The 24,981-nt window shown below is 47.0% G+C and carries 24 protein-coding genes and 1 riboswitch; of the genes, 6 read left to right on the top strand and 18 right to left on the bottom strand.

The features are described 5' to 3' along the window. Positions 1–127: 127 nt before the first annotated feature. Positions 128–1,954, bottom strand: a complete 1,827-nt coding sequence (gene typA / locus ACTHY5_RS01475) for a translational GTPase TypA (protein WP_441875369.1) — start codon at positions 1,952–1,954, stop codon at positions 128–130. 385 nt (positions 1,955–2,339) lie between these two features. Here typA and glnA point away from each other — a divergent pair, with 385 nt between their 5' ends. After that, positions 2,340–3,749 (top strand): glutamate--ammonia ligase, encoded by a 1,410-nt coding sequence (gene glnA / locus ACTHY5_RS01470; protein ID WP_441875366.1) that lies wholly within the window; start codon positions 2,340–2,342, stop codon positions 3,747–3,749. Between the two features lie 80 nt (positions 3,750–3,829). Here glnA and ACTHY5_RS01465 read toward each other — a convergent pair whose 3' ends face one another. The 4 genes from ACTHY5_RS01465 to slyA all read right to left on the bottom strand — a co-directional run bounded on the left by ACTHY5_RS01465 (position 3,830) and on the right by slyA (position 6,361). After that, positions 3,830–4,846: a DUF2955 domain-containing protein gene (locus tag ACTHY5_RS01465; protein ID WP_441875364.1), complete on the bottom strand. Its 1,017-nt coding sequence runs from the start codon at positions 4,844–4,846 to the stop codon at positions 3,830–3,832. Between the two features lie 19 nt (positions 4,847–4,865). Further along, positions 4,866–5,018 carry a hypothetical protein gene (locus ACTHY5_RS01460; RefSeq protein WP_441875362.1) on the bottom strand — a complete coding sequence of 51 codons (153 nt, stop codon included), beginning with the start codon at positions 5,016–5,018 and terminating at the stop codon, positions 4,866–4,868. Positions 5,019–5,084: 66 nt separating this feature from the next. Next, complete coding sequence (locus tag ACTHY5_RS01455; protein ID WP_441875359.1) at positions 5,085–5,915, bottom strand: HlyD family secretion protein; 831 nt, start codon at positions 5,913–5,915, stop codon at positions 5,085–5,087. A 17-nt stretch (positions 5,916–5,932) separates the two neighbouring features. Further along, positions 5,933–6,361, bottom strand: a complete 429-nt coding sequence (slyA, locus tag ACTHY5_RS01450) for a transcriptional regulator SlyA (protein WP_441875355.1) — start codon at positions 6,359–6,361, stop codon at positions 5,933–5,935. Positions 6,362–6,506: 145 nt separating this feature from the next. Between slyA and add the strand changes: the two genes are divergently transcribed. Further along, positions 6,507–7,505 carry an adenosine deaminase gene (gene add, locus ACTHY5_RS01445; protein ID WP_441875352.1) on the top strand — a complete coding sequence of 333 codons (999 nt, stop codon included), beginning with the start codon at positions 6,507–6,509 and terminating at the stop codon, positions 7,503–7,505. A 76-nt stretch (positions 7,506–7,581) separates the two neighbouring features. Here the strand turns inward: add and hemN are convergent, their stop codons facing one another. The 4 genes from hemN to ACTHY5_RS01425 form a co-directional block, all read right to left on the bottom strand. Beyond that, positions 7,582–8,952 (bottom strand): oxygen-independent coproporphyrinogen III oxidase, encoded by a 1,371-nt coding sequence (gene hemN / locus ACTHY5_RS01440; RefSeq protein ID WP_441875349.1) that lies wholly within the window; start codon positions 8,950–8,952, stop codon positions 7,582–7,584. Between the two features lie 14 nt (positions 8,953–8,966). After that, positions 8,967–9,425: a DUF2489 domain-containing protein gene (locus tag ACTHY5_RS01435; RefSeq protein WP_441875346.1), complete on the bottom strand. Its 459-nt coding sequence runs from the start codon at positions 9,423–9,425 to the stop codon at positions 8,967–8,969. Next, a complete protein-coding gene (gene yihI / locus ACTHY5_RS01430) occupies positions 9,422–10,015 on the bottom strand; it encodes a Der GTPase-activating protein YihI (RefSeq protein ID WP_441875343.1) in 594 nt (197 codons plus the stop codon). The genes ACTHY5_RS01435 and yihI overlap by 4 nt, the downstream gene beginning before the upstream one ends. Positions 10,016–10,244: 229 nt before the next feature. After that, positions 10,245–10,862 carry a c-type cytochrome gene (locus ACTHY5_RS01425; protein WP_441875340.1) on the bottom strand — a complete coding sequence of 206 codons (618 nt, stop codon included), beginning with the start codon at positions 10,860–10,862 and terminating at the stop codon, positions 10,245–10,247. Between the two features lie 143 nt (positions 10,863–11,005). Here ACTHY5_RS01425 and yihA point away from each other — a divergent pair, with 143 nt between their 5' ends. From yihA to ACTHY5_RS01410, 3 genes are all read left to right on the top strand, one after another. Continuing rightward, entirely contained in the window at positions 11,006–11,650 is a 645-nt protein-coding gene (gene yihA / locus ACTHY5_RS01420) for a ribosome biogenesis GTP-binding protein YihA/YsxC (RefSeq protein WP_441875337.1), read from the top strand. Further along, positions 11,650–12,348, top strand: coding sequence for a pseudouridine synthase (locus ACTHY5_RS01415; protein WP_441875335.1), 699 nt, complete (start codon positions 11,650–11,652; stop codon positions 12,346–12,348). The genes yihA and ACTHY5_RS01415 overlap by 1 nt, the downstream gene beginning before the upstream one ends. 327 nt (positions 12,349–12,675) lie before the next feature. Then, positions 12,676–13,914, top strand: coding sequence for a response regulator (locus ACTHY5_RS01410; RefSeq protein WP_441875332.1), 1,239 nt, complete (start codon positions 12,676–12,678; stop codon positions 13,912–13,914). A gap of 58 nt (positions 13,915–13,972) precedes the next feature. Here ACTHY5_RS01410 and mnhG read toward each other — a convergent pair whose 3' ends face one another. From mnhG to polA, 9 genes are all read right to left on the bottom strand, one after another. Next, a complete protein-coding gene (mnhG, locus tag ACTHY5_RS01405; protein WP_441875329.1) occupies positions 13,973–14,359 on the bottom strand; it encodes a monovalent cation/H(+) antiporter subunit G in 387 nt (128 codons plus the stop codon). Continuing rightward, positions 14,352–14,627 carry a monovalent cation/H+ antiporter complex subunit F gene (locus ACTHY5_RS01400; RefSeq protein WP_441875326.1) on the bottom strand — a complete coding sequence of 92 codons (276 nt, stop codon included), beginning with the start codon at positions 14,625–14,627 and terminating at the stop codon, positions 14,352–14,354. Before ACTHY5_RS01400 ends, mnhG begins: the two co-directional genes overlap by 8 nt. Positions 14,628–14,630: 3 nt before the next feature. Further along, the gene (locus tag ACTHY5_RS01395) at positions 14,631–15,104 is read right to left on the bottom strand and encodes a Na+/H+ antiporter subunit E (protein ID WP_441875323.1); all 474 of its coding nucleotides are present in this window, start codon (positions 15,102–15,104) and stop codon (positions 14,631–14,633) included. Further along, the gene (locus tag ACTHY5_RS01390) at positions 15,101–16,633 is read right to left on the bottom strand and encodes a Na+/H+ antiporter subunit D (RefSeq protein WP_441875321.1); all 1,533 of its coding nucleotides are present in this window, start codon (positions 16,631–16,633) and stop codon (positions 15,101–15,103) included. Before ACTHY5_RS01390 ends, ACTHY5_RS01395 begins: the two co-directional genes overlap by 4 nt. Next, positions 16,630–16,977 (bottom strand): Na+/H+ antiporter subunit C, encoded by a 348-nt coding sequence (locus ACTHY5_RS01385; RefSeq protein ID WP_441875318.1) that lies wholly within the window; start codon positions 16,975–16,977, stop codon positions 16,630–16,632. The genes ACTHY5_RS01390 and ACTHY5_RS01385 overlap by 4 nt, the downstream gene beginning before the upstream one ends. Further along, the gene (locus ACTHY5_RS01380) at positions 16,977–17,408 is read right to left on the bottom strand and encodes a Na+/H+ antiporter subunit B (RefSeq protein ID WP_441875315.1); all 432 of its coding nucleotides are present in this window, start codon (positions 17,406–17,408) and stop codon (positions 16,977–16,979) included. Before ACTHY5_RS01380 ends, ACTHY5_RS01385 begins: the two co-directional genes overlap by 1 nt. Then, positions 17,405–19,708 (bottom strand): putative monovalent cation/H+ antiporter subunit A, encoded by a 2,304-nt coding sequence (locus ACTHY5_RS01375; RefSeq protein WP_441875313.1) that lies wholly within the window; start codon positions 19,706–19,708, stop codon positions 17,405–17,407. The genes ACTHY5_RS01380 and ACTHY5_RS01375 overlap by 4 nt, the downstream gene beginning before the upstream one ends. 278 nt (positions 19,709–19,986) lie before the next feature. After that, a complete protein-coding gene (gene thiD / locus ACTHY5_RS01370; protein ID WP_441875310.1) occupies positions 19,987–20,796 on the bottom strand; it encodes a bifunctional hydroxymethylpyrimidine kinase/phosphomethylpyrimidine kinase in 810 nt (269 codons plus the stop codon). Positions 20,797–20,834: 38 nt separating this feature from the next. Further along, positions 20,835–20,937, bottom strand: a riboswitch (TPP riboswitch). Positions 20,938–21,060: 123 nt separating this feature from the next. Next, complete coding sequence (gene polA / locus ACTHY5_RS01365) at positions 21,061–23,799, bottom strand: DNA polymerase I (protein WP_441875402.1); 2,739 nt, start codon at positions 23,797–23,799, stop codon at positions 21,061–21,063. Between the two features lie 372 nt (positions 23,800–24,171). On the opposite strand from polA, the gene elbB reads away from it, so the two are divergent. Further along, on the top strand, positions 24,172–24,819 hold the full coding sequence (elbB, locus tag ACTHY5_RS01360) for an isoprenoid biosynthesis glyoxalase ElbB (RefSeq protein ID WP_441875307.1): 648 nt from the start codon (positions 24,172–24,174) through the stop codon (positions 24,817–24,819). The last annotated feature ends 162 nt before the right edge of the window (positions 24,820–24,981 follow it).

Below are 24,981 nucleotides of genomic sequence, written 5' to 3'. Positions count from 1 at the left end.
TTTTTTAATGCTCTTTTTCCGTGACCGTCCGTGTATTCCGTGGCAAAAATGCTCTTATATTTTGTGTTTAACGTAAAGCAAAAAAAGGGCGCCCTTAGGCGCCCTGATTAGCAAATGTCAGTCGGAATTAACCGCGACCGGCACGCTTACGTTCGTTTTCAGTTAGGTGACGCTTACGAATACGCAAGTGCTGTGGTGTGACTTCCACCAGCTCGTCATCATCAATAAACTCTAACGCTTGCTCTAGTGTCATCTTAATAGGTGGCACTAAGGTGAGCGCCTCATCGGTACCAGAAGCACGTACGTTGGTTAGCTGCTTACCTTTAATACAGTTAACGGTCAGGTCGTTGGCACGGCTATGAATACCAATTACCATGCCTTCGTACACTTCAGTAGCATGATCAATAAACAGACGACCACGGTCTTGCATGTTAAACAGTGAGTAAGCAGATGCCTTACCTTTACTGTTAGAAATCAGTACCCCGTTGGTACGAGAACCAATTTCACCGCCTTTATGCGGACCATAATGGTCAAAGCTGTGGTTCATCAAGCCTGAGCCTGAGGTCAGCGTCATAAACTCGGTTTGAAAACCAATTAGACCGCGAGCAGGAATGATAAAGTCGATACGTACCCGACCTTTACCATCGGGCACCATATCGGTCATTTCGCCTTTACGCTCACCCAGTTTCTCCATAATGGAGCCTTGGCTTTCTTCTTCAATATCAACCGTTAAGGTCTCAAAAGGTTCTAACTTAACGCCATTTTCTTCTTTTAAGATAACTTCTGGGCGAGATACTGCCAGCTCGAAGCCTTCACGGCGCATATTTTCAATCAAAATACCTAGGTGTAACTCACCACGGCCCGACACTCGGAACTTATCAGGATCGGAACCTTGCTCAACGCGCAGAGCCACGTTGTGCACTAATTCAGACGTTAAACGCTCCATAATGTTACGTGATGTCACGTATTTACCGTCTAGGCCGGCAAAAGGAGAGTTGTTCACCTGAAAGGTCATGGTTACAGTAGGTTCATCAACCGACAAAGGTGGCAATGCTTCTACATCACTTTGAGCACAAATAGTGTCAGAGATTTTTAGCTCGCCTAAGCCCGTAACGGCCACAATATCACCCGCAGAGCCTTCACCTGAATCGGTGCGCTCTAGCCCTAAGTAGCCCATCACCTGGCCTACTTTACCATTACGAGTACTGCCATCAGCCCCAACCACTGTCACTTGCTGATTGGTTTTAACAACACCACGCTTAATGCGACCAATACCAATAACACCCACATAAGAAGAGTAATCTAGTTGAGAAATCTGCATTTGCAGTGGGCCATCAGGATCGGCATCGGGTACCGGTACTTGTTCAACAATGGTTTGGAACAAAGTGGTCATGTCTGGCTCAGGAGCATCAACATCCAGTGTTGCCCAGCCATTAATGCCAGACGCATAAATCACTTGGAAGTCTAACTGGTCGTCAGTTGCGCCCAAGTTATCAAACAAATCAAACACTTGGTCTAGTACCCAGTCTGGACGAGCACCCGGCTTGTCTACTTTGTTGATAACCACAATCGGCTTTAAGCCTTGAGCAAAGGCTTTTTGGGTTACAAAGCGCGTTTGTGGCATAGGGCCTTCTTGAGCATCAACTAGCAATAATACTGAGTCGACCATAGACATAACACGTTCCACTTCACCACCAAAGTCGGCGTGTCCTGGGGTATCTACTATATTAATACGAAATTCTTGGTTTTCAGGTGACGTCCAACGGATAGCGGTGTTTTTGGCAAGAATAGTAATGCCGCGCTCCCGCTCTATGTCGTTGGAGTCCATGACCCTGTCTTCCGCTTCGCCGCGGCTTTCTAGCGTACCAGACTGCTGCAGCAGCTTGTCTACCAAGGTAGTTTTACCATGGTCAACGTGAGCGATGATTGCGATGTTACGTAGGTTATCTAACATTCCTGCCTCAAAATACTGGGGGTGGATAATAAATAGTCGGCTATTTTACTCGCCTAGCACGGATCTACCTAGAAGTATCGAAAATAACTGCAAGCGAGCTTTTCAAGTGCCGCCGAATGCACCATGATAACTGGGTATAACAACTCAATACTTCTAGCATGGACTGGCGAACTTAATGCGTACCCAAAACGGTTTGTTTTTTCAAATATCAGACTGAATGTCATGCGCGCCAGCATTTAACAATGTGACAGAGATTTCGCTTTGTTATGGTTATTTTCTAATTTGTGCTTTAAATTTCGTGTAGTTTTATCGCTGGCAACTGACGGGGCGCTTGTTCCAACCCCTCATCAAACCATAAAATGATTATTTTTGGAGGTCGAAATCCATGGCAATAGACAACGTAATGGACATGATAAAGGAATATGAGGTCAAATTCATCGATCTGCGCTTTACCGATATCAAAGGTAAGGAACAACACATCAGTTTTCCTGCAGGTCAGGTAGATGAAGACTTCTTTGAAGAAGGCAAAATGTTCGATGGATCGTCCATGACCGCCTGGAAAACCATTCATGAGTCCGACATGGTGTTAATGCCCGACCCAAGCAGTGCCGTGCTAGATCCCTTTACCGAAGATGTTACCCTCAATATTCGCTGCGACATTCTAGAACCCAACACCATGCAAGGCTACGATCGTGATCCACGCTCTATTGCCCGACGTTCAGAAGAATACCTAGTGGCCAGTGGTATTGCCGACAGCGTGCTGATTGGCCCAGAGCCCGAATTCTTCTTGTTTGACGATGTACGCTTTCATACCGACATGTCGGGCAGCTTCTTCAAAATTGATGACATAGAAGCCAAGTGGAACTCTGGCAGAGAATATGAGGGTGGCAACAAAGGTCATAGACCCGGTGTAAAAGGCGGTTACTTCCCCGTAGCGCCTACTGACTCGTCACAAGATATTCGTGCCGCCATGTGCCTAGTGATGGAAGAAATGGGCTTAGTGGTGGAAGCACATCACCATGAAGTGGCCACTGCGGGGCAAAATGAAATCGCTTGTAAGTTTAATACTCTCACCTTAAAAGCCGATGAAATTCAGGTATATAAGTATGTGGTGCATAACGTAGCCCATGCTTTTAATAAAACCGCCACTTTTATGCCTAAGCCATTAGTGGGCGATAATGGCTCAGGGATGCACGTGCACCAGTCGTTAGTAAAAAACGGGGAAAATTTATTTGCCGGTGACTTATATGGCGGCTTGTCTGAAATGGCGCTGTTCTACATTGGCGGCATAATCAAACATGCTCGAGCCCTTAATGCCATTACTAACCCCGCCACCAACTCTTATAAGCGCTTGGTGCCCGGTTTTGAAGCTCCGGTCATGCTGGCTTACTCGGCTCGTAACCGCTCGGCCTCAATTCGTATTCCATTGGTGAGCTCTCCTAAGGCGCGCCGCATTGAAACGCGCTTCCCTGATCCGGCGGCTAACCCTTATTTATGTTTTGCTGCCTTGTTGATGGCCGGCTTAGATGGTATTCAAAATAAAATCCACCCAGGCGATGCCATGGATAAGGATTTATACGATTTACCGCCAGAAGAAGCTGCCGAAATTCCAACAGTAGCTGTGTCGTTAGATAATGCGCTGGATTGCTTAGATGCCGATCGCGAGTTTTTAACCCGCGGTGGAGTGTTTAGTGATGAGTTTATTGATGCCTTTATTAAGTATAAGCGTGTAGAGACGGAAACCATCAATATGGCAACTCACCCACTAGAGTACGATCTTTACTACTCAATTTAGACACCACTTTAAGCCGTTAGCTGTCAGTTAAACAACCCCGAGCCTGCAAGCTCGGGGTTTTGCTTTGTGCTGCCTGTTCACTAGCCCAGTATTTGGTGGCGCGTTGAGGGAAACAGATTCAGCACCTTGTGCACTAAATACACACAACACAAGGTGAGCAAAATAGCGATGGTCATTGAGCTCATGCGGTACAAGGCGCTGTACACCAAGTCATGTTCAGGGGAAACATACTGACCAAACAAAATACCAACCGTCGTCAGGCCTGCAAAACCTATGCCCGGCACCCCCTCTTTTACGTGCCAGCGCGCAAAGACCATAGCGCATAACCAAAACGACAGCGTGAGCAACAGCAGGTTATGGTAATAACTGTATAAAAACAGCTGAGTTAACAGACCTAAGGCACAGCCCAGCAAGGTGCCGATGCAGCGCTGGCGGCCCGATTGCGACGCCCCCACAAAGCTCATAGGAAATAGCACCAATACAGTGGCCACTTGTGCCGAGAGTGAATCAACTAAGTCGACGGTTTGAAACACAATAAAGCTTAACGTGGCAATAATGCCGCCTAATAACGCCTGATGACGGATCATATTGGCACTTTTAGTTGGCAAGGCGCGAGCCACAGGGGCTGCTTGGTGAGGCAAAAAGGTGTAAGCAATATATGCCAAAGCAACCGATAACAAAGAGGCGGTAATATTAAGTGACGCCATTTCGGCTAAGTCAAAGTGGGCATAACTCGAAAAATGCAACATTATGCTCAAACTCACACAGCCCGAGGCGCCAAATAACATCAAAGGGCCTTTGGCCATCAAGAAAAAGCGCCCCAAAAATAAGCAAAATACCACGACAATAAACGCAGGCGGCCAGTGGTTAAGGATGCCTGGCAAAATCATAATTTCTAGTGAGGTCAGCAAAGAGGAGCCAATAAACTGCAACGCCACAAAGCGATTTAAAACCGGCACCATGCCTAACAGCAACATGGGGTAGACCGTAAAAAACACCCCAAAATTCCAGTTCATCATTTTAGCGATCAGCAAGCCTGCCGCACTGCCAAAGGCAATGCGCAAGCAGGTGCGTAGTTTATCTTGGGTTAATTCCATAGCGGGCCTCGCTTAGCGCTTAATATAAATAACGTAATACGCTAATCACTCGCGACTGCATGGCAGCTAAAGCATAAAAAATAGGATTATCAATGGGATACAGCTGCACTGTTGCCTTAGCGCCGGTCGCCAGCGGCGGCCAGTCTTCGTCTAAGGCAATATGTGTGCGCAAACGCTGTGCATCTCGCACCCAGCGATCTGAGTTAACAGGCTGAGCTAATAAACCGTCTGCAGCTTGCTAGCCCTCTCGTACCCCACTGTCGATGCTGGTGACATGCCCAGCAAACACTTGGCCAGGCAGAGCGTCAAACACTATATCAACCTGTGTGCCTACCTCTACATGACGCAGACTTTTCTCACGAAAGTCGGCACTCACCCAAGCTTGATCAGAAATTAACGCCATTAACGGCTGCCCGGCATTGGCGTGTTGCCCTTGGCGTAACTGCAAGTTACCAATACGGCCATTACTTTCGGCATAGACTTGGGTGCGCGCCAACTCAAGCTGCGCCTGATCTAGCGCCACTTGAGCCTCTTCTACACCAATGCCAGCGGCTAATACGCTCTGCTCTACTTCTTGGCTTCTCGCCTTGCTCACGGCGGTGGCCTCTTGCGCCAAGCTGGCCTTGGTATTCGCCTGCTCCAGTTGCTGCAAAGACATATGTCCTTGACGATGTAAGCGTGCAATACGAGCCGCTTCGCGTGCTTGCTCATCAGCTTGCAGAGCACTTTGATGAGACTCGGCCTTTACCTCGGCTAATGCCGACAAGGCTTTTTGTTGTTCGGCCTTAGCGTGGGAAAGTGCCAATTCGGCACGTTTAACTGCTAACACATAATCGCTATCATCTAACTCAAATAAAAGCTGCCCAGCCGTTACCTGCTGATTATTAGTCACATCCACCTTACTAACTTGCCCCGACACCCGAGCAGACACAGGCACAACATAGCGTTGAATACGAGCTTCGGGGGTCATTGGCATGTAGTTATCGGCTATTACAAAATAGGTAAACAGTACTAAAAAGATACTGAGCGCGATTTTTACCCAATGACTAAAGCTTTGTTCTGGTGTCATTGTTACCTCAAAAGGGATTATTTATGTTCGCAAACACTGTGTAAATTGTAGTTAATATGCTCAGCAATTCGGCTAAAATCGGCAATTTCTTGCTCACTCAGCCCAGCTAACACTTGTAAGCGTGTCTGATCTAACACCGCGTCCATGTCGGCCATAATATCACTCGCCTTAGCGGTTAAATGTACCGTTTTACCTCGCCTATCGTTAGCACAAGGGCGCCGTTCAACTAAGCCTAACTGCTCTAGTCCGTCTAATGTGCGCACTAAAGAGGGACTTTCTACCCCCACCAAACGTGCCAGCTGATGCTGTTGCATACCGTCTTGATATTTTAGATGCGTTAAGGTTATCCAGCGACTTTGCGTTAAACCTAATGGTTGTAGGCGCTCATCGTTAATCCAACGCCATTGTCGAACCAGATAAGATAAAGTCATGCCTAAGGTTTTCATTAGCACCTCATAAAGTAGTTAGCCTGCTAATTATATTCTTGCTAACTATTTCAGACAATCATTAATTCACACTCCAGCCAACATTTGTAACAATAAGCGCTAGCAAGACACTAACCGCATACCGGTTAATCAGGAGCACACCATAATGATAGACGCCACTTTACCCTTATTAGACTTACACCGTCATTTAGACGGCAATATTCGCCCTGCCACCATATTGGAGCTAGGTCAGCAGTTTAATATGGTGCTGCCTGCCAACAATGTGCAGGCATTACGCCCTTATGTGCAGGTACAAGATAATGCCCCCGATCTGGTCTCGTTTCTTGCCAAGTTAGATTGGGGCGTCAAAGTGCTGGGCAGCTATGACGCCTGCCGGCGGGTGGCCTATGAAAATGTTGAAGACTTAAGCCTAGCAGGCATCGATTATGCTGAGCTGCGTTTTAGCCCAGGCTATATGGCCATGACCCACCAGCTTGATCCCCAAGGTGTGGTAGAGGCGGTATTAGATGGCGTGGCGGCGGGCAGTCGTGATTTTCATATTCCCACCAAATTGATTGGTATTATGAGCCGTACTTTTGGGCAACACGCCTGCGAGCAAGAACTGGCCGCTTGTTTGGCCTATAAAGACAGGTTAGTCGCCATGGACTTAGCCGGGGATGAGTTAGGTTTTCCGGGCGACTTATTTACCGAGCATTTTAAACGGGTGCGTGATGCGGGGTTACAAATTACCGTCCACGCCGGTGAAGCCGCTGGCAGTGACAGTATATGGCAGGCTATTACAGCGCTGGGCGCCGAGCGCATTGGCCACGGGGTAAACGCGGTGCAAGACCCCTCTTTGCTGGATTATTTGGCTGAGCATCATATCGGCATAGAATCTTGCCTCACATCCAATATACAAACCAGCACAGTGGCAACGTTAAGCCAGCACCCTATTCATACTTTTTTAGCCCGCGATATTAAGGTATGCCTTAATACCGACGATCCGGCCGTGCAAGACATAGAGCTGCGCCACGAATACCACACCGCCGCTAACGCCGCCGGATTAACCCCCGCTCAAACCCGCCGCTGCCAAGAGAATGCCTTGGCCATGGCGTTTATGAGTGACGACGAAAAAAAGGCTTTAAAAACAGCGCCTAGCGCCTAGCTATCCTAAACAAAAATACCAAGCTCTGGGCTCGGTATTTTTGTTACAGCGTACGGCGTATAAGGTACAGCGGCCGTTAAATCACTCTCGAGAACTGACGCATGCGGGTTTCGCGGCGCAGATGCACATCAAAACACATACAAATATTACGAATTAACAGCTCACCTTTAAGAGTGACCTTAATACCGGTATCACTAAGGGTGACCAATTCGTCGTCGATAAAGGTTTGTAGTAGCTTAAGATCCTCAGCAAAATAATCAGCAAAGTTAATTTCATACTCGGCTTCCAGCGGCGCAAATTCTAGCTCAAAGTTGCAAATTAAGGTCTTAATTAAATCTCGGCGCAGGCAATCATCTTTGTTTAAAGCATAGCCCACCGTTTGCGCATGGCCCAAGGTATCTAGCTGAGCATAATACTCTTTTAAGTCTTTTTTGTTCTGCGAGTAGGCATCACCCATCATGCTAATCGAAGAGACCCCAAGGCCGAGTAAGTCACACTCTCCTTGAGTGGTATAGCCTTGAAAGTTACGGTGTAACTTACCCTCGTTTTGGGCAATGGCTAAACTGTCATCGGGCAGTGCGAAGTGATCCATGCCAATAAACTGATACCCCTGCTCGGTTAAGAAGTTAATACTTTGCTCAAGCATCAATAGTTTATTGGCAGGACTGGCCATTTCGGCTTCGTTTAACTTGCGCTGCGCGGCAAAACGACTCGGTAAATGGGCGTAATTAAACACCGACAAACGAGCCGGTTTAAGGGCGACAATTTCTTTTAAAGTGTGCTGAAAACTCTCGGGAGTTTGCAGTGGCAAGCCATATATTAAGTCGAGATTAGTGGAGCGAAAGCCAAGCTTGGCAGCATGAGTGACTAAGGTTTTAATAAAGTCATTATCTTGCTCACGGTTCACCATCTGCTGCACGGCCTTGTTAAAGTCTTGTACGCCTAAGCTAATGCGATTAAAGCCGACCTCTTTTAGCACATCGAGTATGCTGAGCTCAATTTTACGCGGGTCGATTTCAATACTGTATTCGCCCTGCTCAGCAAAATGAAAATGCTCGCGTAATAAACCATTTAGGCGACGAATTTGTGGCTCGGTCAAAAAGGTAGGCGTACCACCACCCCAGTGCAGTTGGGTGACAGTGCGACCCGCAAACAGCGGCGCTAGACGCTTAATTTCGAGCTCTAAATAGTCAAGGTAGGGGTCGGCTTTGCTTTGATGGCGTGTAATCACCTTGTTGCAACCGCAGTAGTAACACAGCTTATGGCAAAACGGGATATGCACATATAACGACAACGGCCGCTCGGGATAGCGGGCGGCGGCGGCTTCAAGTTCGGTCATGCCAAAAGAGTCATTAAACTCCATTGCCGTGGGGTAAGACGTATAACGGGGGCCCGAGTAGTTATACTTCTCGATAATTGCCTGATCCCATACTATGTTTGCTGACATGACCTCTCCTCGGCTTAACGAGTGGGCAGCTCTAAGCTCGCCAGTCGCGTCACCTCTGTTTTAATTTGTGCTTCTAGTTCGTGTTCAAAACCCGCTCGTTGCAAATCCATACGCATAATTTGGTTACGTTTATATTGCTTACGCGCTTCGTGGGTTGGCATATCTTTTACCTTGTCATACAGGTCATATACGCCTGGGTAGTCAATGGCAAAGTCTTTTGGCTCAGCAAACTGCAAGGCATTTAATAAGTTAGTTAAGCGAATTGCGCCTTCAGAAAAATTACACTGCTCTTGGCTCATGGCCAAAGCGATAGTGTTAATACTGTCTAAAATACGCAAGTTACGCTTATTAATTGCCTGCAACTGTTGTTGTTTTTGCAACTTTACCTGAGCCAGTAATTTTCCGGCATACACTGCCAAGCCCACGATGATAAGGGCACCGACAAGGGCGGCCATTAACCAAGGAGAGATCATGACTTATCTTCCTTGTCCTTATATTGCGCAGGATCAAGTTCTGCATCCATAAAGCGCGTCCACAAGTCACCACCCTCTGTCGACTCTTCGTCTTCATCATCTTCTAACAGGCCAAGCTGTTCTAACAGCTGCTGGTGGCGGGCTAATGTGCTATCTAACCAACTCGCATCGGCTTTATTAAGCTTTTCACCGGCGTCTACTTTATCGAGTAAAGTGTTTAGGCGTTCATTATTCTCTAATTGCTCAAGCTCTTGCTCAGCGGTTAACTCGCCGGCGGCTTGTTCAAGAGCCGCTGTGTGGACCACTTGTGCGGTCAGTTGTTTTTTAGTCGGCTGAGGGCTTTTTTCTACTTGGGGCTGTGCTTGATCGGGCGTGAGTTTAACCGGCTTTTTCGAGCCTAACCGCGGATCTTTCGCCACCTTAGCGCCACCTTGCTTAGGGTTTAACTCAGCTACATTTTGCCGGGAGCCAGGAGCTAACCCATTACGCTTTGCTTTGCGTTTACGTTCCTTTATCTGCTCAGCTGTCTCCCGGTTACCCTTATGGGATCCATTTTTACCCGGAGAACGGGTCTTTTTTATACGTGTCATAGTGACTCCGATATTTGCAAAAATATGATTTTTGGCTTTAAAACGTTCTACCAAGTCCGTTCGCGTCGCTATCAAATAACCCTATATTAAAACACCAGCTTAACGCCAAGTGCTTACGCCAGCCAACCAGCCAAATTAAGGTCATTTATAAAGCAAGTGTACGTCGTACGGCAGGGCAAAATGAGGAAAGACAGAAAAGCAGGGGGCTTTCGCCCCCGAAATGGTAGTATTAACGAAGGCCGGCAACGTACTGAGACAATACGTCAATATCTTCGTCAGTCAGCTTAGCTGCGATGCTGCGCATCATGCCGTTAAGATCGTTGTTACGCTCTGCGCTACGGAATAAATGCAGTTGTTCAGCAATATACTTAGGATATTGACCCGCTAGGCTTGGAAACTTAGCCGCTTCCAGCCCTTCGCCACGAGGTCCGTGACAAGCGATACAAGCGGTAATACCGCGTTCAATATCCCCCCCTTGGTATAAAGCAGCTCCCTGCTCAACTACCTCTTCTGGGGTGGCAATAGGCGTAATGGTTTGGCTGGCAAAATAGGCTGCCAAATCAGCGGCATCTTCCTCAGACAAAGGCATAGACATACCGGCCATAATAGCGTTAGCACGGCCTTCTCCACCGGTAGCAGCTGATTTATAATCAACTAACTGTTTGGCAAGATAAGAGGCATGTTGGCCCGCCAGTTTAGGGTACATGTCGAGAGGACTGTTGCCATCAGGACCATGACAAGCTGCACAAGTAGCGGATTTTGCTTTACCTGCTTCTGCGTCGCCTTGGGCTTGGGCAACACCAACCACTCCAAGCATTAGGGCGAGTGTAATTATAATTTTTTTCATGACGTTGCGACTTCTCGTTGTAAGAGCTTCCAGATCACATACCGACTAGGGCATGTTACAATGCGATTCAAAAAACCACACCATTCTACAATTTTTTTTCAAAAATGTAAGCAAAGCGGGTCGAGAACTCAGGGGAATTCACATTGAATAACAAACAGATAAATTTTAACAGCGCCCGCTTTATTACGAGCGCACCCGATATAACACAGATGCCAGAAGACACAGGTGTAGAGATTGCGTTTGCCGGACGCTCAAATGCTGGCAAATCATCTGCTTTAAATACAATAACGCAGCAGAAAAGTCTAGCGCGAATCAGTAAAACTCCTGGTCGTACTCAGCTAATTAATGTGTTTGAGCTAAGCGAAGGTAAGCGATTAATCGACTTACCCGGCTACGGCTATGCCAAAGTACCACAAGAAATGAAAAAAAAATGGCAAGAAGCACTATCAATTTATCTGCAACAGCGTGAAAGCCTTAAAGGCTTAGTGGTATTAATGGATATTCGCCACCCCCTAAAAGACATCGATCAACAGCTGCTAGAGTGGGCTAGTGAAAGCCAACTACCGGTATTAGCACTATTAACTAAGTGCGACAAACTTAAGCCCGGCCAGCGTAATTCAGAAGTGCTACGAGTGCGCAAAGCCGTTACCGAGTTTGGCGGAGATATTCGCGTTGAGTCATTTAGCTCCCTTAAAACACTGGGGGTTGATAAAGCCAAGGCGATTTTAAGTGAATGGTTACTACAAGATGATCCTATTGAAGACGCAACAGACGGTGACACTCTATAATGCGCCTTGATCGATTCTTATCTGAAGCCACCGGCATGACGCGCTCTCAGGCAAAAAAAGCCTTACACAGTGGTGAGGTTACTGTAGAGGGTGAAATCACCAAAAAAAGCAGTGAGCAAATTAAAGAGCAAATGGTGTGTTTAAATGGCCAACCGCTCAAGCGGCCTAGCGATAGGTATATTTTGCTACACAAGCCCACCGGTTATATTAGTGCCACGCAAGATGAAGTACACCCTTGTGTGTTACAACTTTTGCCCACTGAGCTGCGCCGCGGTATGCAGTGTGCTGGCCGCCTCGATTTAGATACCACAGGCGCCTTATTGCTCACGGACGACGGTCAATGGTCACATCGGCTACGTTCACCTAAAAAAGCCTGCTCCAAAGTATATCAAGTTGATTTATCCAACCCGTTAACTAGCGCCGAGGCCGCAGATATTACTGAGCGTTTTGCACAGGGTGTGCAACTTAATGGTGAAGAGCAGCTCACTTTGCCCGCTCAATTAGTGGTACTAACGCCTACTCGCGTTTTGCTCACCCTGCAGGAAGGTAAATACCATCAGGTGAAACGGATGTTTTCAGCAATCGGTAATCATGTTGTAGGCCTACATCGCCTGCAAGTTGGCGACATACAGTTAGGTAGCGATCTAGCTGAGGGCGAGTGGCGCCACCTTACCCCTGAAGAAGTGGCATCTATTTAGGCACACTTAAGTATGCGCAAATAACAAAGGGACTCTCCCAAAAGTCAGTCTCTTTTACTACCAACGCCCACTTGCTCTCATTAAGATCATCAATACTTTGCCAACGGTTAACCCAAGAGCGGAGCCAAAAATGATACATTGTTTGTGCAATGCACTAATCACTGTTTGAGTTATCACATGGCGCAACCACACATTTATACGGGAGAGACTAATGGCACCGCGCGTATCTGCATTACAAAAAGTAGTCGTCCTGCTCTTACAGAGCACGTATTAAAGGTGGCTAAACAGAATCTTTATCCACACACAGCACTTAAGGGTGGGAAATAAGTGGATATTTTGCTGTTAGAGGATGACCCCTTCATTGCTGAACTGGTTGAGCTGGTATTAAGCGGCACCATAACACAAGCAAAAGTGCGCCACGTTTCTGGTGTGGCACAGGCTACTGCGGCTTGGCATCAGCAACCAGCAAAGCTGGTCATTTGCGATCAGCACCTACCTGATGGCTCAGGGCTAGAGCTGGTTAAACTAATACGCCGCCATAATAAAACGGTACCCATAGTGATGATCAGCGACCACTCCAATAGAGAGTCGGTGATCAGTGCCGCCCAACAGGGTATTAGTGAGTTTATTGCTAAACCGTTTGACGTGAATATGCTCCAGCAGCGTTTATTGCCCATTTTACAGACCATCACCCAGGTCAACTGCGATAAAACCTTAGTACCCACTCTAGATACTTGGTTAAAAAACGCCTTTGCTGAACAAATACGGCTCCCCGCAGAGCTAACACCCGATAAGGTGCTGCCTTTACTGGCAAAAAGCGAACAGTTATCACCACAAGCCCTAACTCAACAATGGCAGACCGAACCCCTATTGTCTGCGCGCCTACTTAAACTCGCCAACAGCGCATCATTAAAACGCAGTGGTAAACCTGTGAATCGGCTAGATGAGGCCATTGCAATGCTAGGCGTCGACATGGCATTACGTGCAGCCATGGCATTGGCGCTAGATATTACAGGTTCATTAAAGAATGAGCTCTTAATAGCACATGCTAAACACCACCAAGATCTCTCCGGGCATATAGCCAGCACAGCACGCGCCATGGCCACCAGCCTTGGCCTAGACGGATTAAGTTGTTATACCGCCGGCTTATTAAGTAGAGCAGGTGAAATGGCAGTATTGCGCACCTTACAAGACTTTATCTCCTTAGGCGGCCAACTTAATGACTCACAAGTGACCTTACAGTTATCACAATGGGCTCCACAATATGGCAACAAAATAAAGCAACAATGGGGACTTCCCCTACCCATGAGAGAACTTATTGGCGCCATTCATATGCCTCCAACTCATACTACTCAACGCATCTTACTGATTATGCATTTAGCGGCCTTAAAAGTTGCATCACAATTGGATACTCCCAAAGCGCAACGTATGCTGCGTCAATCTGGATTAGATCAAAAAAAGTGGCTCACAGTAGCACCAGACTCTACAGCCACCAGCATTTACACATTAGTTGATACCCCACCTTCATCCCCCAATGCTTCAGCAACAAAAAAAGCCAAGCCCTAAGGCGTGGCTTTGTCATCTAGTCTAAGTTAACGCTAATAGTCGATAAAGAAGTAATGAGCTAGTAGGTATCTTCTTCATCCCGCGGCTTAGGGGCACTGCGCAAGCGGTGGGTTTTAAGATCGTAACGCTCTTTAATCACATCTTTCACCGTCCCTTCCCATAGCCTAATGCCCACAAAATAACCGGCTCTCGCCAACACATGTGCAGCCACTGGTGCTGTCACAATCACAAATACAATCATGGCCAAAGCACGCACGACTAAACCGAAGTCATCATGGTAAAACACCACAAAGCCACAGGTCATTAAACCAATACCTAATGCCCCTGCCTTACTGGTAGCGTGCATGCGTGTTAACAAGTCGGGCATACGAATAATACCTACCCCAGACAACAGCATTAAAAATGACCCAAGTAATAAAAATATACTGGTGATGATCTCAGTCATTGTCGCGCTGCCCCCCTCGCTCAAGATAACGGGCAAAACCCACCGCTGTCATAAAGGACGTTAACGCCAGCACTAAGGCCACATCAATTAACTGCGGCACCTCATAACTAATGCTATATAGCACAATAAAGCCCACCGTAATCGAAGCAATAACTTCTAACGCCACCACCCGATCAGGCAAGGTAGGCCCACGCAACAAACGAATGGTGGCCAGCACTAGGCCAAAACTTAAAAAAATAAAGGACAATTTAATGGTAATTTCCAGCATGGCTTACCTCAACAAATTCAATACTCGGGCTTCTAGTGCCTTGAGCTCAGCTAATTGGCTTGCTTCATCATCTAAATACATCAAATGCACATAAAGCACTTTTCGATCACTGGACACATCCAACGCCAATGACCCTGGCGTTACCGTAATGAGGTTAGCAAACACACTAATCCCCGCCTCATCTTTAAGATCTAACGGAATTGCAATCACCCCCGGGCGCATTAAGTGCCTCGGGGTTAACACATCGTATGCCACCCGCGCATTCGCCTTGGTCAAATCCCAAATAAAGAACAAGATAAAGCTGATTATTTTAGGTAATTTACCAAAATAGTTGGCAAACATTGGCTTATCACGCGCCACATAAGCCAACACCAAATAACTTAGCAGCATGCCAACAAATAAGTTACCAATGCTGTAATTACCCGACAAAATGACCCAGAACAGGGCCAATAACATATTCCAGCCAAACGCCTTCATGGGGTACTCCCAGTTGCAATAGGTGCTAGGTCGGTCGACCCTAATACCGCCTCAATATAAATGCTAGGCGTTAATAACTGCTCTGCTGTATCCATGGATAATTGCACAAACCACTCAGCCCCTAGCCCTATAGTGAGTGTCATCACTGCTAATACAATTACGGGCGCGTACAAAACATAACGACTAGGATCGGCCTCACCACGCAGTGGCTTAGCATTTTCTGGTAACGGCTTCCAAAACGCTTCAGCCCAAATTTTCACCATAGAATATAGTGTGAGTAACCCCACCAAGAGGGCAACTCCCACCATCCACCAGGCCCCTTCTAATACGCCCGCTTTAATGACAGTGTACTTAGCAAAAAAGCCCGATAATGGCGGAATACCCGCCAGTGACATAGCGGGAATAAGAAACAAAAACGCCAGCCAAGGTGCAGAGCGATACAGGCCACCCAGTTTCGCTAAATCGTAACTACCGTGATAGCGATACATAATACCGCTAATCAAAAATAGGTTTGTTTTCACTATAATATGGTGAAAAATATAGAACACACCCCCAGCAATGGCGAGCGGGGTAAAGAGTGCCAAGCCCACCAGCATATAGCCTATTTGGCTCACAATATGAAAGGATAAAATCCGCCGTACTTCAAACTGTGCAGCCGCCCCTAGTACCCCAGTGAGCATAGTAAAAATCCCCATGCCCATTAAGATATTATGGTGTGTCAGGCTGATATCTTGCACAAATATTAGGCTAAATACCCGATAAAGCGCATAGACACCTACCTTAGTTAGCAAGCCGGCAAATACGGCAGATATAGCGACCGGTGGCGTGTGATAAGACGCTGGCAGCCAGAAAAACAGTGGAAATGCCGCCGCCTTAATACCAAAGGCCACCAAAAACAGCATCGCAATCACTGTCACTAAGCCTGGTTGCTCATCATTGCCTAGTTTAAGCGCTAAGTCGGCCATATTTAGGGTGCCCGCGTAGCCGTATAACAAGCCCACGGCCGTTAAAAATAACGCCGACGATAACAAGTTTAAGGTGACATATTTAAGCGCCCCCTCCATTTGCGCTCGCTCGCCCCCTAATATCATTAGGCCAAAAGAGGCAATCAGCATTATCTCAAACCACACATAGAGGTTAAAAATATCACCGGTTAAAAAGGCCCCCACTACCCCTGCAAGCATTAAATGCAATAAGGGATAATAACCAAAGGCTTCGTGACTGCGGCTCATGGTGGCCAGCGAATAAATAGCGACACTTAAGCCAATAATGCCTGCCACTAACACCATAATGGCGCTTAATAAATCGGCGACTAAAGTAATGCCAAATGGCGCCTGCCAGTTGCCCATATAGGCCACAACTATGCCGTGCTCGCGCACTTGCATAAACAAATATATACCGGCTAATAATAAGCCTGTGCCAGACACCACTGATAGCCAGCGTTGTAGTCGGCGTGAGCGCCAGCTTGCCAAGGTAAGTGCACCGGCCAGCATGGGAATAAAAATAGGTAATACAACGGCTATATTCACAAGTCGGTACTCTTTATTTCGTTCATATCATCGGCGCCAATCACGGCATAAGCACGGTGAATTAGCACCACGGCAAAGGCGAGTACCCCAAAGCTGATCACAATGGCGGTTAAAATTAACGCCTGTGGTAAAGGATCCGCCATGGGAGCTGTGGCTTGCTCTAAGCCATCGGGAATAAGCGGCGGCGCGCCGCGCACCAAACCGCCACCAGTTAAGATTAATAAGTTGGCCGCATTGGACAATATCATTAGTCCGATCACTAATTTAGCAATACTGCGCCTTAGCATCATAAATAAGGCGGTGGCGTACAAACCGCCAATCACGAAAGCAAATAGATCTTCCATTATTCACCTACCTTATCTAACGACAGTAATATGGTTGAAACCACACCAATCACTACCAAGTACACACCAATATCAAACACCAAAGGTGTACTTAATGCCAACTCGCCAATACCGGGTACAGTGACATTGAACCACTGACTGGTTAAAAAAGACTGACCACGAAATACCACACCGACCATACCGCTAAGCAGCGCCAATATCAGGCCCACACTCATCAGTAGCTGAGTCTCTACTTTTAATAGCTTTTTAGTACTGCTGGCATCAAAGGCAAATAAATGCAGCGCAAATGCACTAGAAGCCACTAAACCAGCAATAAAGCCGCCCCCAGGTTCGTTATGACCACGCAGCAGCAAGAAAATAGAAAACAGCAAGAGCAACGGCACTAACATGCGGGTGGAAGTTTGTAAGATTATTGAGCTATCAGATCTCATTTTTGTGACTCCCAACGAAAACGGATCATGGCGTTAACGCCAATAGCGGCCAGTGCCAGTACAAAGATTTCCCCTAAGGTATCTAAGGCACGAAAGTCCACTAAAATCACGTTTACAATATTACGCCCGTGGGCCATGACATAACTGTTAGCCACTAAATATTCACTAATGCCCACACTGGGTAGTGACGACTGATTGACCGTGAGCAGCATCATGGTCACCAAAATACCAAATGCCCCTGCTACCACTGCATCTCGCCAACGCACCAAAGGGCTTGATAAGTCTTGGAAGCCCGGCAGGCGGAATAACACCAGCACCAGCATAATCACCGTCAGCGTTTCGACTAACACTTGGGTAATAGCCAAGTCTGGCGCACTGAAGAATACATAGACCATGGTCATGGCAAATCCCAGTACCCCTAAGGCGGCCACCGAGCCTAAACGCAGCGGCGTGACACAGGCATATACCACGGCGACCAACATCAGCAGCGCAATCACCAGTTCGTAAAAGCGCACATCGGCAAATGAAATGGCGTTAACAAAGGCATCTTCAAACCAAAAAACATAGGTTAATAAAGCAATTGTACTGATCAGTATGGTCAGAATATAGTTGGCCATATAGCCATTTTGCAGGATGCGAGTTTGTGTTTTAGCCACCCATACCAGCCCATTCATCATCTGCTCGTACCCCCGTTCTGGGCCATAAGCTAGGGGGTAAATAGCTTTCGCTAACGGCTGATAAATTTGCTGCCAATAACGATAGACAAATGCCCCACATACCAAGGCCAAGCCGCTCAGCATTAAGGGTAGGTTAATGCCATGCCACAGGGCTAAGCCCAGCTCAACATCCGCTTTTGAGCCACTAATGGCGGCCACAGCAACTTGCAGCAAGGGAGAAATAAGGCTGGGAATCACACCGAACAATAGGCTCACCACGGCCAATACAGAAAACCCTAACCGCATAGATAAAGGTGCTTCATGTGGGGTTTGCGGCGTGGTTTTATACTCACCATAAAAAGGCTTAATCGCCACCAAAGCACTGGCTGCCACTATGCAAATTGCGGTAATCACCGACAATACAATAAGAAAGCCGGATAAGTTCGCACTGGTTAAAGCCGCACTAAACATCAGCTCTTTAGCAATAAAGCCAAATAAAGGCGGAATACCGGCCAGCGATAACGCGGCTATAGCGACAAATACGGTAGTGTGAGGCATATATTGGCGCAGGCCGCTCAGCTCGCGCACATCTTTAGTGCCGGTCACATGATCTAAGGTGCCCGCCGCCATAAAAAGAGCACCTTTATATAAGGCATGGGCGAGCAAAAATACCATAGCCGCTTCTAATGCATGAGGGGTACCAATGCCAATCAGCATGGTTAGCGTACCCAGCGCCATCACGGTAGAAAAAGCCAATATGCGTTTTAAGTCGGTGCTGCACACCGCCATAATCGCACCCAGCGTCATTGTGATACCACCAAACACCGACAGCGTGACCGCCCAAGGTTCATAACCGGCCATCATGGGTTGCAAGCGTGCCATTAAATACACACCCGCTTTAACCATAGTGGCAGAGTGTAAGTAGGCACTTACTGGTGTTGGTGCCGCCATGGCGTTAGGCAGCCAAAAATGGAATGGTGTTTGCGCCGATTTAGTAAAAGTACCCAGCAAGATCAGGCACATCATTCCTAAGAACAATGGGTTATCTTGTAGCGAAGTTCCTTGCGCTAATAGCTCGGTTATTTCAAAGCTGCCACCTATATAGCCTAACAAAATCAGGCCTGTCATTAATGCCAGACCACCGCCGACCGTAATAAAGAAACCTTGCAATGCAGCTTTACGGGCTTTTTCTTGCTCGTGATTAAAGCCAATCAGCAAATAAGAGGTGAAACTGGTGAGCTCCCAAAACACAAACATGGCAATCAGATTACTAGAAAGCACCAAACCCAACATGGCCGCCATAAACGCCTGCAGGTACATAAGTAGTTTGTGTCTGTCTTTATGGCCGTGTAAATAATGCCCAGCATAAATAAAAATAAAGGTACCAATGCCGGTGATCAGCAAGGCAAACATTAAGCTAAGACCATCAACCATAAAACTTAAATTGATATCTAGGCTGGGTATCCAACTGTAGCTGTAATGTAAGGTTTCACCGGCAGTGACTGCTGGCCAAAAACCCAAAAAATACACAAATAAGGATGCAGGCAGCACAGACAGGCACCAACCAATTTTATCCCCCATTAAGGGAGCTAATCGGGGCACCAGCAAGGCTAAAATGAAACCCGCTAAAACGGCAACAAGCATAGGAAAAACGCCTCCTTTCCTTGCCTGTTCAGGCAATAGAATAAGCTAAAAATAAGGGGGAGGTGGCACAGTGCAGAGGCTATAGTAAGGAATAATTTTGATTTTATTCAATCGGTTAATCGATTTTTATTATATTATTTTTATAGTTAATGATACTACAAGTCGCTTTTAAAAAACGCAAGCAGGGCTAAGTGTTTAGTCCCACTTATCGCGCTAATTGAGAGCTTGATCGAAGCAGTTTCTTATTAAGTATCTTTTTGACTTAACGGTAATACCACTTATAGTGCAAAAAAGTGATCAACAGGACCGCGCCCTTGGCCAATACGCATGCGGCTACCGGCTAAAATAGCCTGATCAATATAATGTTTAGCCTGCTCGACTGCTGCCTCCATGGTAAAGCCCTGCCCTAAATAACAAGCCAACGCAGCCGACAAGGTACAACCTGTGCCGTGGGTATTGGGTGTCATAATTCTAGGAGTATCAAAGCAGCGTACTTGCTCACCACTCAATAACCAATCTGGGCTACGCGCTTCTTGCTGCAAGAAGCCACCTTTTATTAATACCGCCCCACAATCTAGCTGTGCCAAACCAGCAAACAGAGACTCAACTTCAGCCATCTGCTTGGGCAAAGGTGCGGCCAACAACGCCGCCGCTTCGGGCAAATTAGGTGTAATCACATCCGCTAATGGCAATAACTCTTCTCGGAGGCACTGCACTGCATCATCAGCTAACAACATATCACCATTAGCGGTGACCATCACAGGATCTACTACTAAGTGTGTCGGTTTATATTTACGCAAAGCCGCTGCTACGGTACGAATGGTGGCAACATCTCCCAACATACCCACTTTAACGGCCGTTACAGATAGGTCGCTAAATATCGCATCAAGTTGCGCCTCAATCATGGCTTGTGGTGTGGGGTGCACGGCTGTTACGCCTTGGGTGTTTTGTGCGGTTAGTGCGGTGATCACGGAACAGGCATAACCACCGGTGGCAGAAATGGCTTTAATATCGGCTTGTATACCAGCACCGCCGCCACTATCAGATCCGGCAATCGTTAAAATAATGGGTTTTTGCTTAATGGACATTCCTTGGCTCCTTCGGGCGAAGCAACCACCGACAAGCTAAACGCTGCCCGTTAGTTTCCTCCGCCAGCATTAACTGGATCAGGTTCAGCGGGTCCGGCAGTTCACCGTCTCAGCCTGCTTAAGGCTCCCCGACTAACAATGCTGTTGATAATAACGACCTAGAGCTGGAAAAGAAAGCCGCCCTAAAAAGAACGTAGCACGCTTTACGCCATACGCAGTACGACTCCATGTCTTCCGCAGACAGCTTACGGCTTAAAGCTGTGTCTAATGCGCTTGATCCCAGTTATCACCTTCACCGGCTTCAACCAGCAAAGGTACGTCTATGCTGGCGGCCTGCTCCATTAGTTCGCATATTTGCTGTTTAAATTCTGCCACTTTATCTTCGCGTATTTCAAATATCAGTTCATCATGCACCTGCATGATCATACGCACGTCATTATCCGCTTGTTCAGACAGCCATGCGGCAACCTTAATCATCGCCTTTTTAATAATATCTGCGGCGGTTCCCTGCATAGGTGCGTTAATAGCGGCACGTTCGGCTCCTTTACGCCGCGCACCGTTTTTAGCATTAATCTCTGGCAAGTATAAGCGACGGCCAAACAGGGTTTCTACATAGCCTTTTTCTGCCGCTAGGGCGCGAGTCTCTTCCATGTACTTTAACACGCCAGGGTAGCGCTCAAAATAAATATCCATATACGACTGAGACTCGTGGCGCGGTATCCCTAATTGACGAGATAAACCAAAAGCACTCATGCCATAAATAAGCCCAAAGTTAATCGCCTTGGCACGACGACGCTGCTCGGTAGTGACACTATCAAGATCAACGCCAAACACCTCGGCAGCCGTGGCTTTATGCACATCTAATCCCTTAGCAAACGCATCGAGCAGACCTTTGTCTTGAGATAAATGCGCCATAATGCGCAGTTCAATTTGCGAGTAGTCCGCCGCCACAATTTTATAACCCGGCTCGGCAATAAAGGCTTGGCGAATGCGGCGTCCCTCTGGGGTACGGATTGGAATATTTTGCAGATTAGGATCTGAGGACGACAAGCGGCCAGTGGCAGCATTGGCCTGATGATACGAAGTGTGAATACGACCGCTATGATCATTAACCATTTTCGGTAATTTGTCGGTATAGGTCGATTTTAGCTTGCTTAAACCACGATATTCCATCAATAACTTAGGCAATGGATAATCGAGCGCCAGCTCTTGCAGTACTTCTTCTGCCGTAGAGGGGGCGCCTTTGGGCGTTTTCTTGATAATAGGCAGTTCAAGCTTGGTAAATAGCACTTCCCCTAATTGCTTAGGCGAGCTGAGGTTAAAAGGTTCGCCAGCTAATTCATGGGCTTTAAGCTCTAACTCTTTGAGGCGCTTGGCAATTTCATCACTTTGAATAGCTAGCAGCTGACTATCGACCTTAACACCTGTGTACTCCATATCGGCTAAAATGTGTACCAGCGGCATTTCAATCTCGTCAAATACCGCCTGTAACGCAGGTTCTGCCGCTAACTGTTCAGATAAATGATGATGTAAACGCAGCGTAATATCCGCATCTTCCGCGGCATAAAACGCGGCTTCTTCTAGCGGAATTTGGTTAAAAGTCAGCTGCTTCGCACCCTTACCGGCTATGGCCTCAAATGGCGTGGTGGCATGATTTAAGAAAAAATTAGCCATGCTATCCATGTCGTGACGGGTTTGCACTGAGTTCAGTACATAAGATTCCAACATGGTATCTAGCTCTATGCCTTGCATATGAATACCGTGATTTTTTAGCACGTTGGCATCATATTTAAGATTTTGCCCTAGTTTTACCGGCATTTCTGCCTCTAATAGTGGCTTTAAGGCAGCCAAGACTACGGCTTCACTCAACTGCTCGGGGGCATCTAAATAATCATGACCAAAAGGCACATACGCCGCCTCGCCAGCTTTAATAGCAAATGACATGCCCACCACCCGAGCATCACGATAGTTAAGGCTGGTGGTTTCGGTATCAAAAGCAAAATAGGGGGCTTTTTCTAGCCGCTTCACCCAATCTTGTAACTCGGCTTCAGTTAGAATGGTCTGGTAGTTTACTTCCATGGCTGGCACAGCGGGTTTAGCATCCGCCTGTGCTTGTTCAGGATCGAGTTCGGCCAACAAGTTACGGAACTCAAACTCTTGATACAAGGCTTTAAGCGCCTCGGTATCAGGCGGAGTTTGTAACAGTTCGGCCGGGCCACAATGTAATTCAACATCAGTTTTAATAGTGGCTAAGGTATAAGATAAGTCCAATATCTCTTTATGTTCGGCGAACTTGGCTGCAAAACTCTTAGATCCCCGAAAGCCTAGCTCCGCTATTTTATCGGTCTGTGCGGCAATATGTTCAATTGATCCTAAACCTTGCAGTAACGCCAAGGCGGTTTTTTCACCCACCCCTGGCATACCCGGAATGTTATCCACTTTATCGCCGACCAAGGCGAGTAGATCGATTATTAGCTCGGGGGGGACACCAAATTTTTCGATTACGCCGTCGCGATCCATAAACTCATTTTTCATGGTGTCCATCAGCAACACATGATCCGTTACCAGTTGCGCCATATCTTTATCGCCCGTACTGATCACCACATCTAGCTGCTGCTCAGTGGCTTGGCGTGCCAAAGTACCAATCACATCATCGGCCTCCACACCGCTTTCTATAATTAACGGTAGCCCCATAGCTTTAATGATGTTGTGGATAGATGCTATTTGACTGCGCAAATCGTCCGGCATAGCTGGGCGCTGTGCTTTATATTCAGCATAAAGTTCATCACGAAAAGTTTTGCCCTTGGCATCAAAGATGACGGCAACTTGCGAGTCAGGAAACTGTTTATGCAAGCTGCGCAGCATATTAGTGACCACACGAATCGCCCCGCTAGGACGCCCGTCTGTAGTGCGGAGATCGGCCTTTAATGAAGCAAAGTAGGCACGGTAAAGATAAGAAGATCCATCAACTAGGATCAGGGGTTTAGAGGGAATGGCAGCCATGATGTCGTTCTCGTTAATGCGTTGGCCGCTAGCATGCCACAGCCAAGCCGTTGGCACCATGCTAGCACCACCGCAACCTGTGGATAACTCTGTGCAAAGCCGATCTTACCATGATCGACCTAAAATAATTTAATCAAACAATATCAATAACTTAAACTATCACACCCGATCTATAATTAAGATCTCGTTATGTGTAAAAACTTCTTAGCTATGATCTTAATAATGCGTAACCTGTTTGATCTCAATGGATAGATGGCTATACCCAGCAGCCTGTAAGCGGTAAGCTGGCCTAGTCAGAGGATGGAGTATATATCTGTGACTGACAGCTTAACCTCTATCCTTCTTAAATGCCCCTTAGACAAGGAGTTTATCATGCGTAAAGTTGCCGTAATTTTAAGTGGTTGTGGTGTGTTTGATGGCTCAGAAATTCATGAAGCCGTGTTATGTATGCTGCATTTAACCAAACAAGGAGCCAGCTACCAATGCTTTGCCCCTGATAAGCCCCAAGGGGAAGTGATCAATCACTTAAGTGGTGAGCCTGAGCAAGGCCGCCGTAATACATTAGTTGAAGCCGCACGTATTGCCCGAGGCGATATTAAGCCACTGGCTGAGCTTAATGCTGAACACTTTGATGCCCTACTGCTACCCGGTGGTTTTGGGGTAGCAAAAACATTAAGTGATTTTGCCACTCAAGGGGCAGACACTAGTGTAGATGAGCAGGTGCTAACCGCTTGTAAGGCATTTGCTAGTGCCCGTAAACCTGCTGGTTATTGCTGTATTGCGCCGGTTTTGATCCCTCGTGTTTACCCCGCCGGCGTAAAAGGCACTATAGGCACAGAGGCGGGCGTGGCAGCAGCATTTTCCGCCATGGGTGGCGAGCATATTGGCTGTGTGGTGACAGATGTAGTTGAAGATGCCCGTTACCAAGTGATTTCTACTCCTGCTTATATGTTGGCAGAAAATATTGCTGAAGCAGATATTGGCATCGGCAAGCTGGTAAAACGCCTATTAGAGATGTAAAAACAGCGCCCAGCTAAGACCTAAAGACTAGAGATATTTTTGCCACGGAATACACGGAAGAACACGGAACAATAGAGATAAGCTCTGAAAAGACTTTATAGGGTAAGAGCCAACCCCCCAACTATTAGTAGGGGAGCCCTTACCATTAGCAGTATTTGAGTC

This window comes from Oceanisphaera sp. (genome assembly GCF_052084945.1).
Lineage (GTDB): Bacteria > Pseudomonadota > Gammaproteobacteria > Enterobacterales > Aeromonadaceae > Oceanimonas.
Note: the sequence above shows the minus strand (reverse complement) of the source record. Positions and strands in the feature narration are given on the sequence as shown.

Coding starts and splice junctions, on each gene's coding strand:
- elbB (WP_441875307.1), top strand. CDS start 24,172: ATGCGTAAAGTTGCCGTAATTTTAAGTGGTTGTGGTGTGTTTGATGGC.
- glnA (WP_441875366.1), top strand. CDS start 2,340: ATGGCAATAGACAACGTAATGGACATGATAAAGGAATATGAGGTCAAA.
- ACTHY5_RS01380 (WP_441875315.1), bottom strand. CDS start 17,408: ATGAGATCTGATAGCTCAATAATCTTACAAACTTCCACCCGCATGTTA.
- ACTHY5_RS01415 (WP_441875335.1), top strand. CDS start 11,650: ATGCGCCTTGATCGATTCTTATCTGAAGCCACCGGCATGACGCGCTCT.
- ACTHY5_RS01400 (WP_441875326.1), bottom strand. CDS start 14,627: ATGCTGGAAATTACCATTAAATTGTCCTTTATTTTTTTAAGTTTTGGC.
- slyA (WP_441875355.1), bottom strand. CDS start 6,361: ATGAAAACCTTAGGCATGACTTTATCTTATCTGGTTCGACAATGGCGT.
- typA (WP_441875369.1), bottom strand. CDS start 1,954: ATGTTAGATAACCTACGTAACATCGCAATCATCGCTCACGTTGACCAT.
- mnhG (WP_441875329.1), bottom strand. CDS start 14,359: ATGACTGAGATCATCACCAGTATATTTTTATTACTTGGGTCATTTTTA.
- polA (WP_441875402.1), bottom strand. CDS start 23,799: ATGGCTGCCATTCCCTCTAAACCCCTGATCCTAGTTGATGGATCTTCT.
- ACTHY5_RS01375 (WP_441875313.1), bottom strand. CDS start 19,708: ATGCTTGTTGCCGTTTTAGCGGGTTTCATTTTAGCCTTGCTGGTGCCC.
- yihI (WP_441875343.1), bottom strand. CDS start 10,015: ATGACACGTATAAAAAAGACCCGTTCTCCGGGTAAAAATGGATCCCAT.
- ACTHY5_RS01465 (WP_441875364.1), bottom strand. CDS start 4,846: ATGGAATTAACCCAAGATAAACTACGCACCTGCTTGCGCATTGCCTTT.
- ACTHY5_RS01435 (WP_441875346.1), bottom strand. CDS start 9,425: ATGATCTCTCCTTGGTTAATGGCCGCCCTTGTCGGTGCCCTTATCATC.
- ACTHY5_RS01425 (WP_441875340.1), bottom strand. CDS start 10,862: ATGAAAAAAATTATAATTACACTCGCCCTAATGCTTGGAGTGGTTGGT.
- add (WP_441875352.1), top strand. CDS start 6,507: ATGATAGACGCCACTTTACCCTTATTAGACTTACACCGTCATTTAGAC.
- ACTHY5_RS01385 (WP_441875318.1), bottom strand. CDS start 16,977: ATGGAAGATCTATTTGCTTTCGTGATTGGCGGTTTGTACGCCACCGCC.
- ACTHY5_RS01455 (WP_441875359.1), bottom strand. CDS start 5,915: ATGACACCAGAACAAAGCTTTAGTCATTGGGTAAAAATCGCGCTCAGT.
- hemN (WP_441875349.1), bottom strand. CDS start 8,952: ATGTCAGCAAACATAGTATGGGATCAGGCAATTATCGAGAAGTATAAC.
- ACTHY5_RS01395 (WP_441875323.1), bottom strand. CDS start 15,104: ATGAAGGCGTTTGGCTGGAATATGTTATTGGCCCTGTTCTGGGTCATT.
- thiD (WP_441875310.1), bottom strand. CDS start 20,796: ATGTCCATTAAGCAAAAACCCATTATTTTAACGATTGCCGGATCTGAT.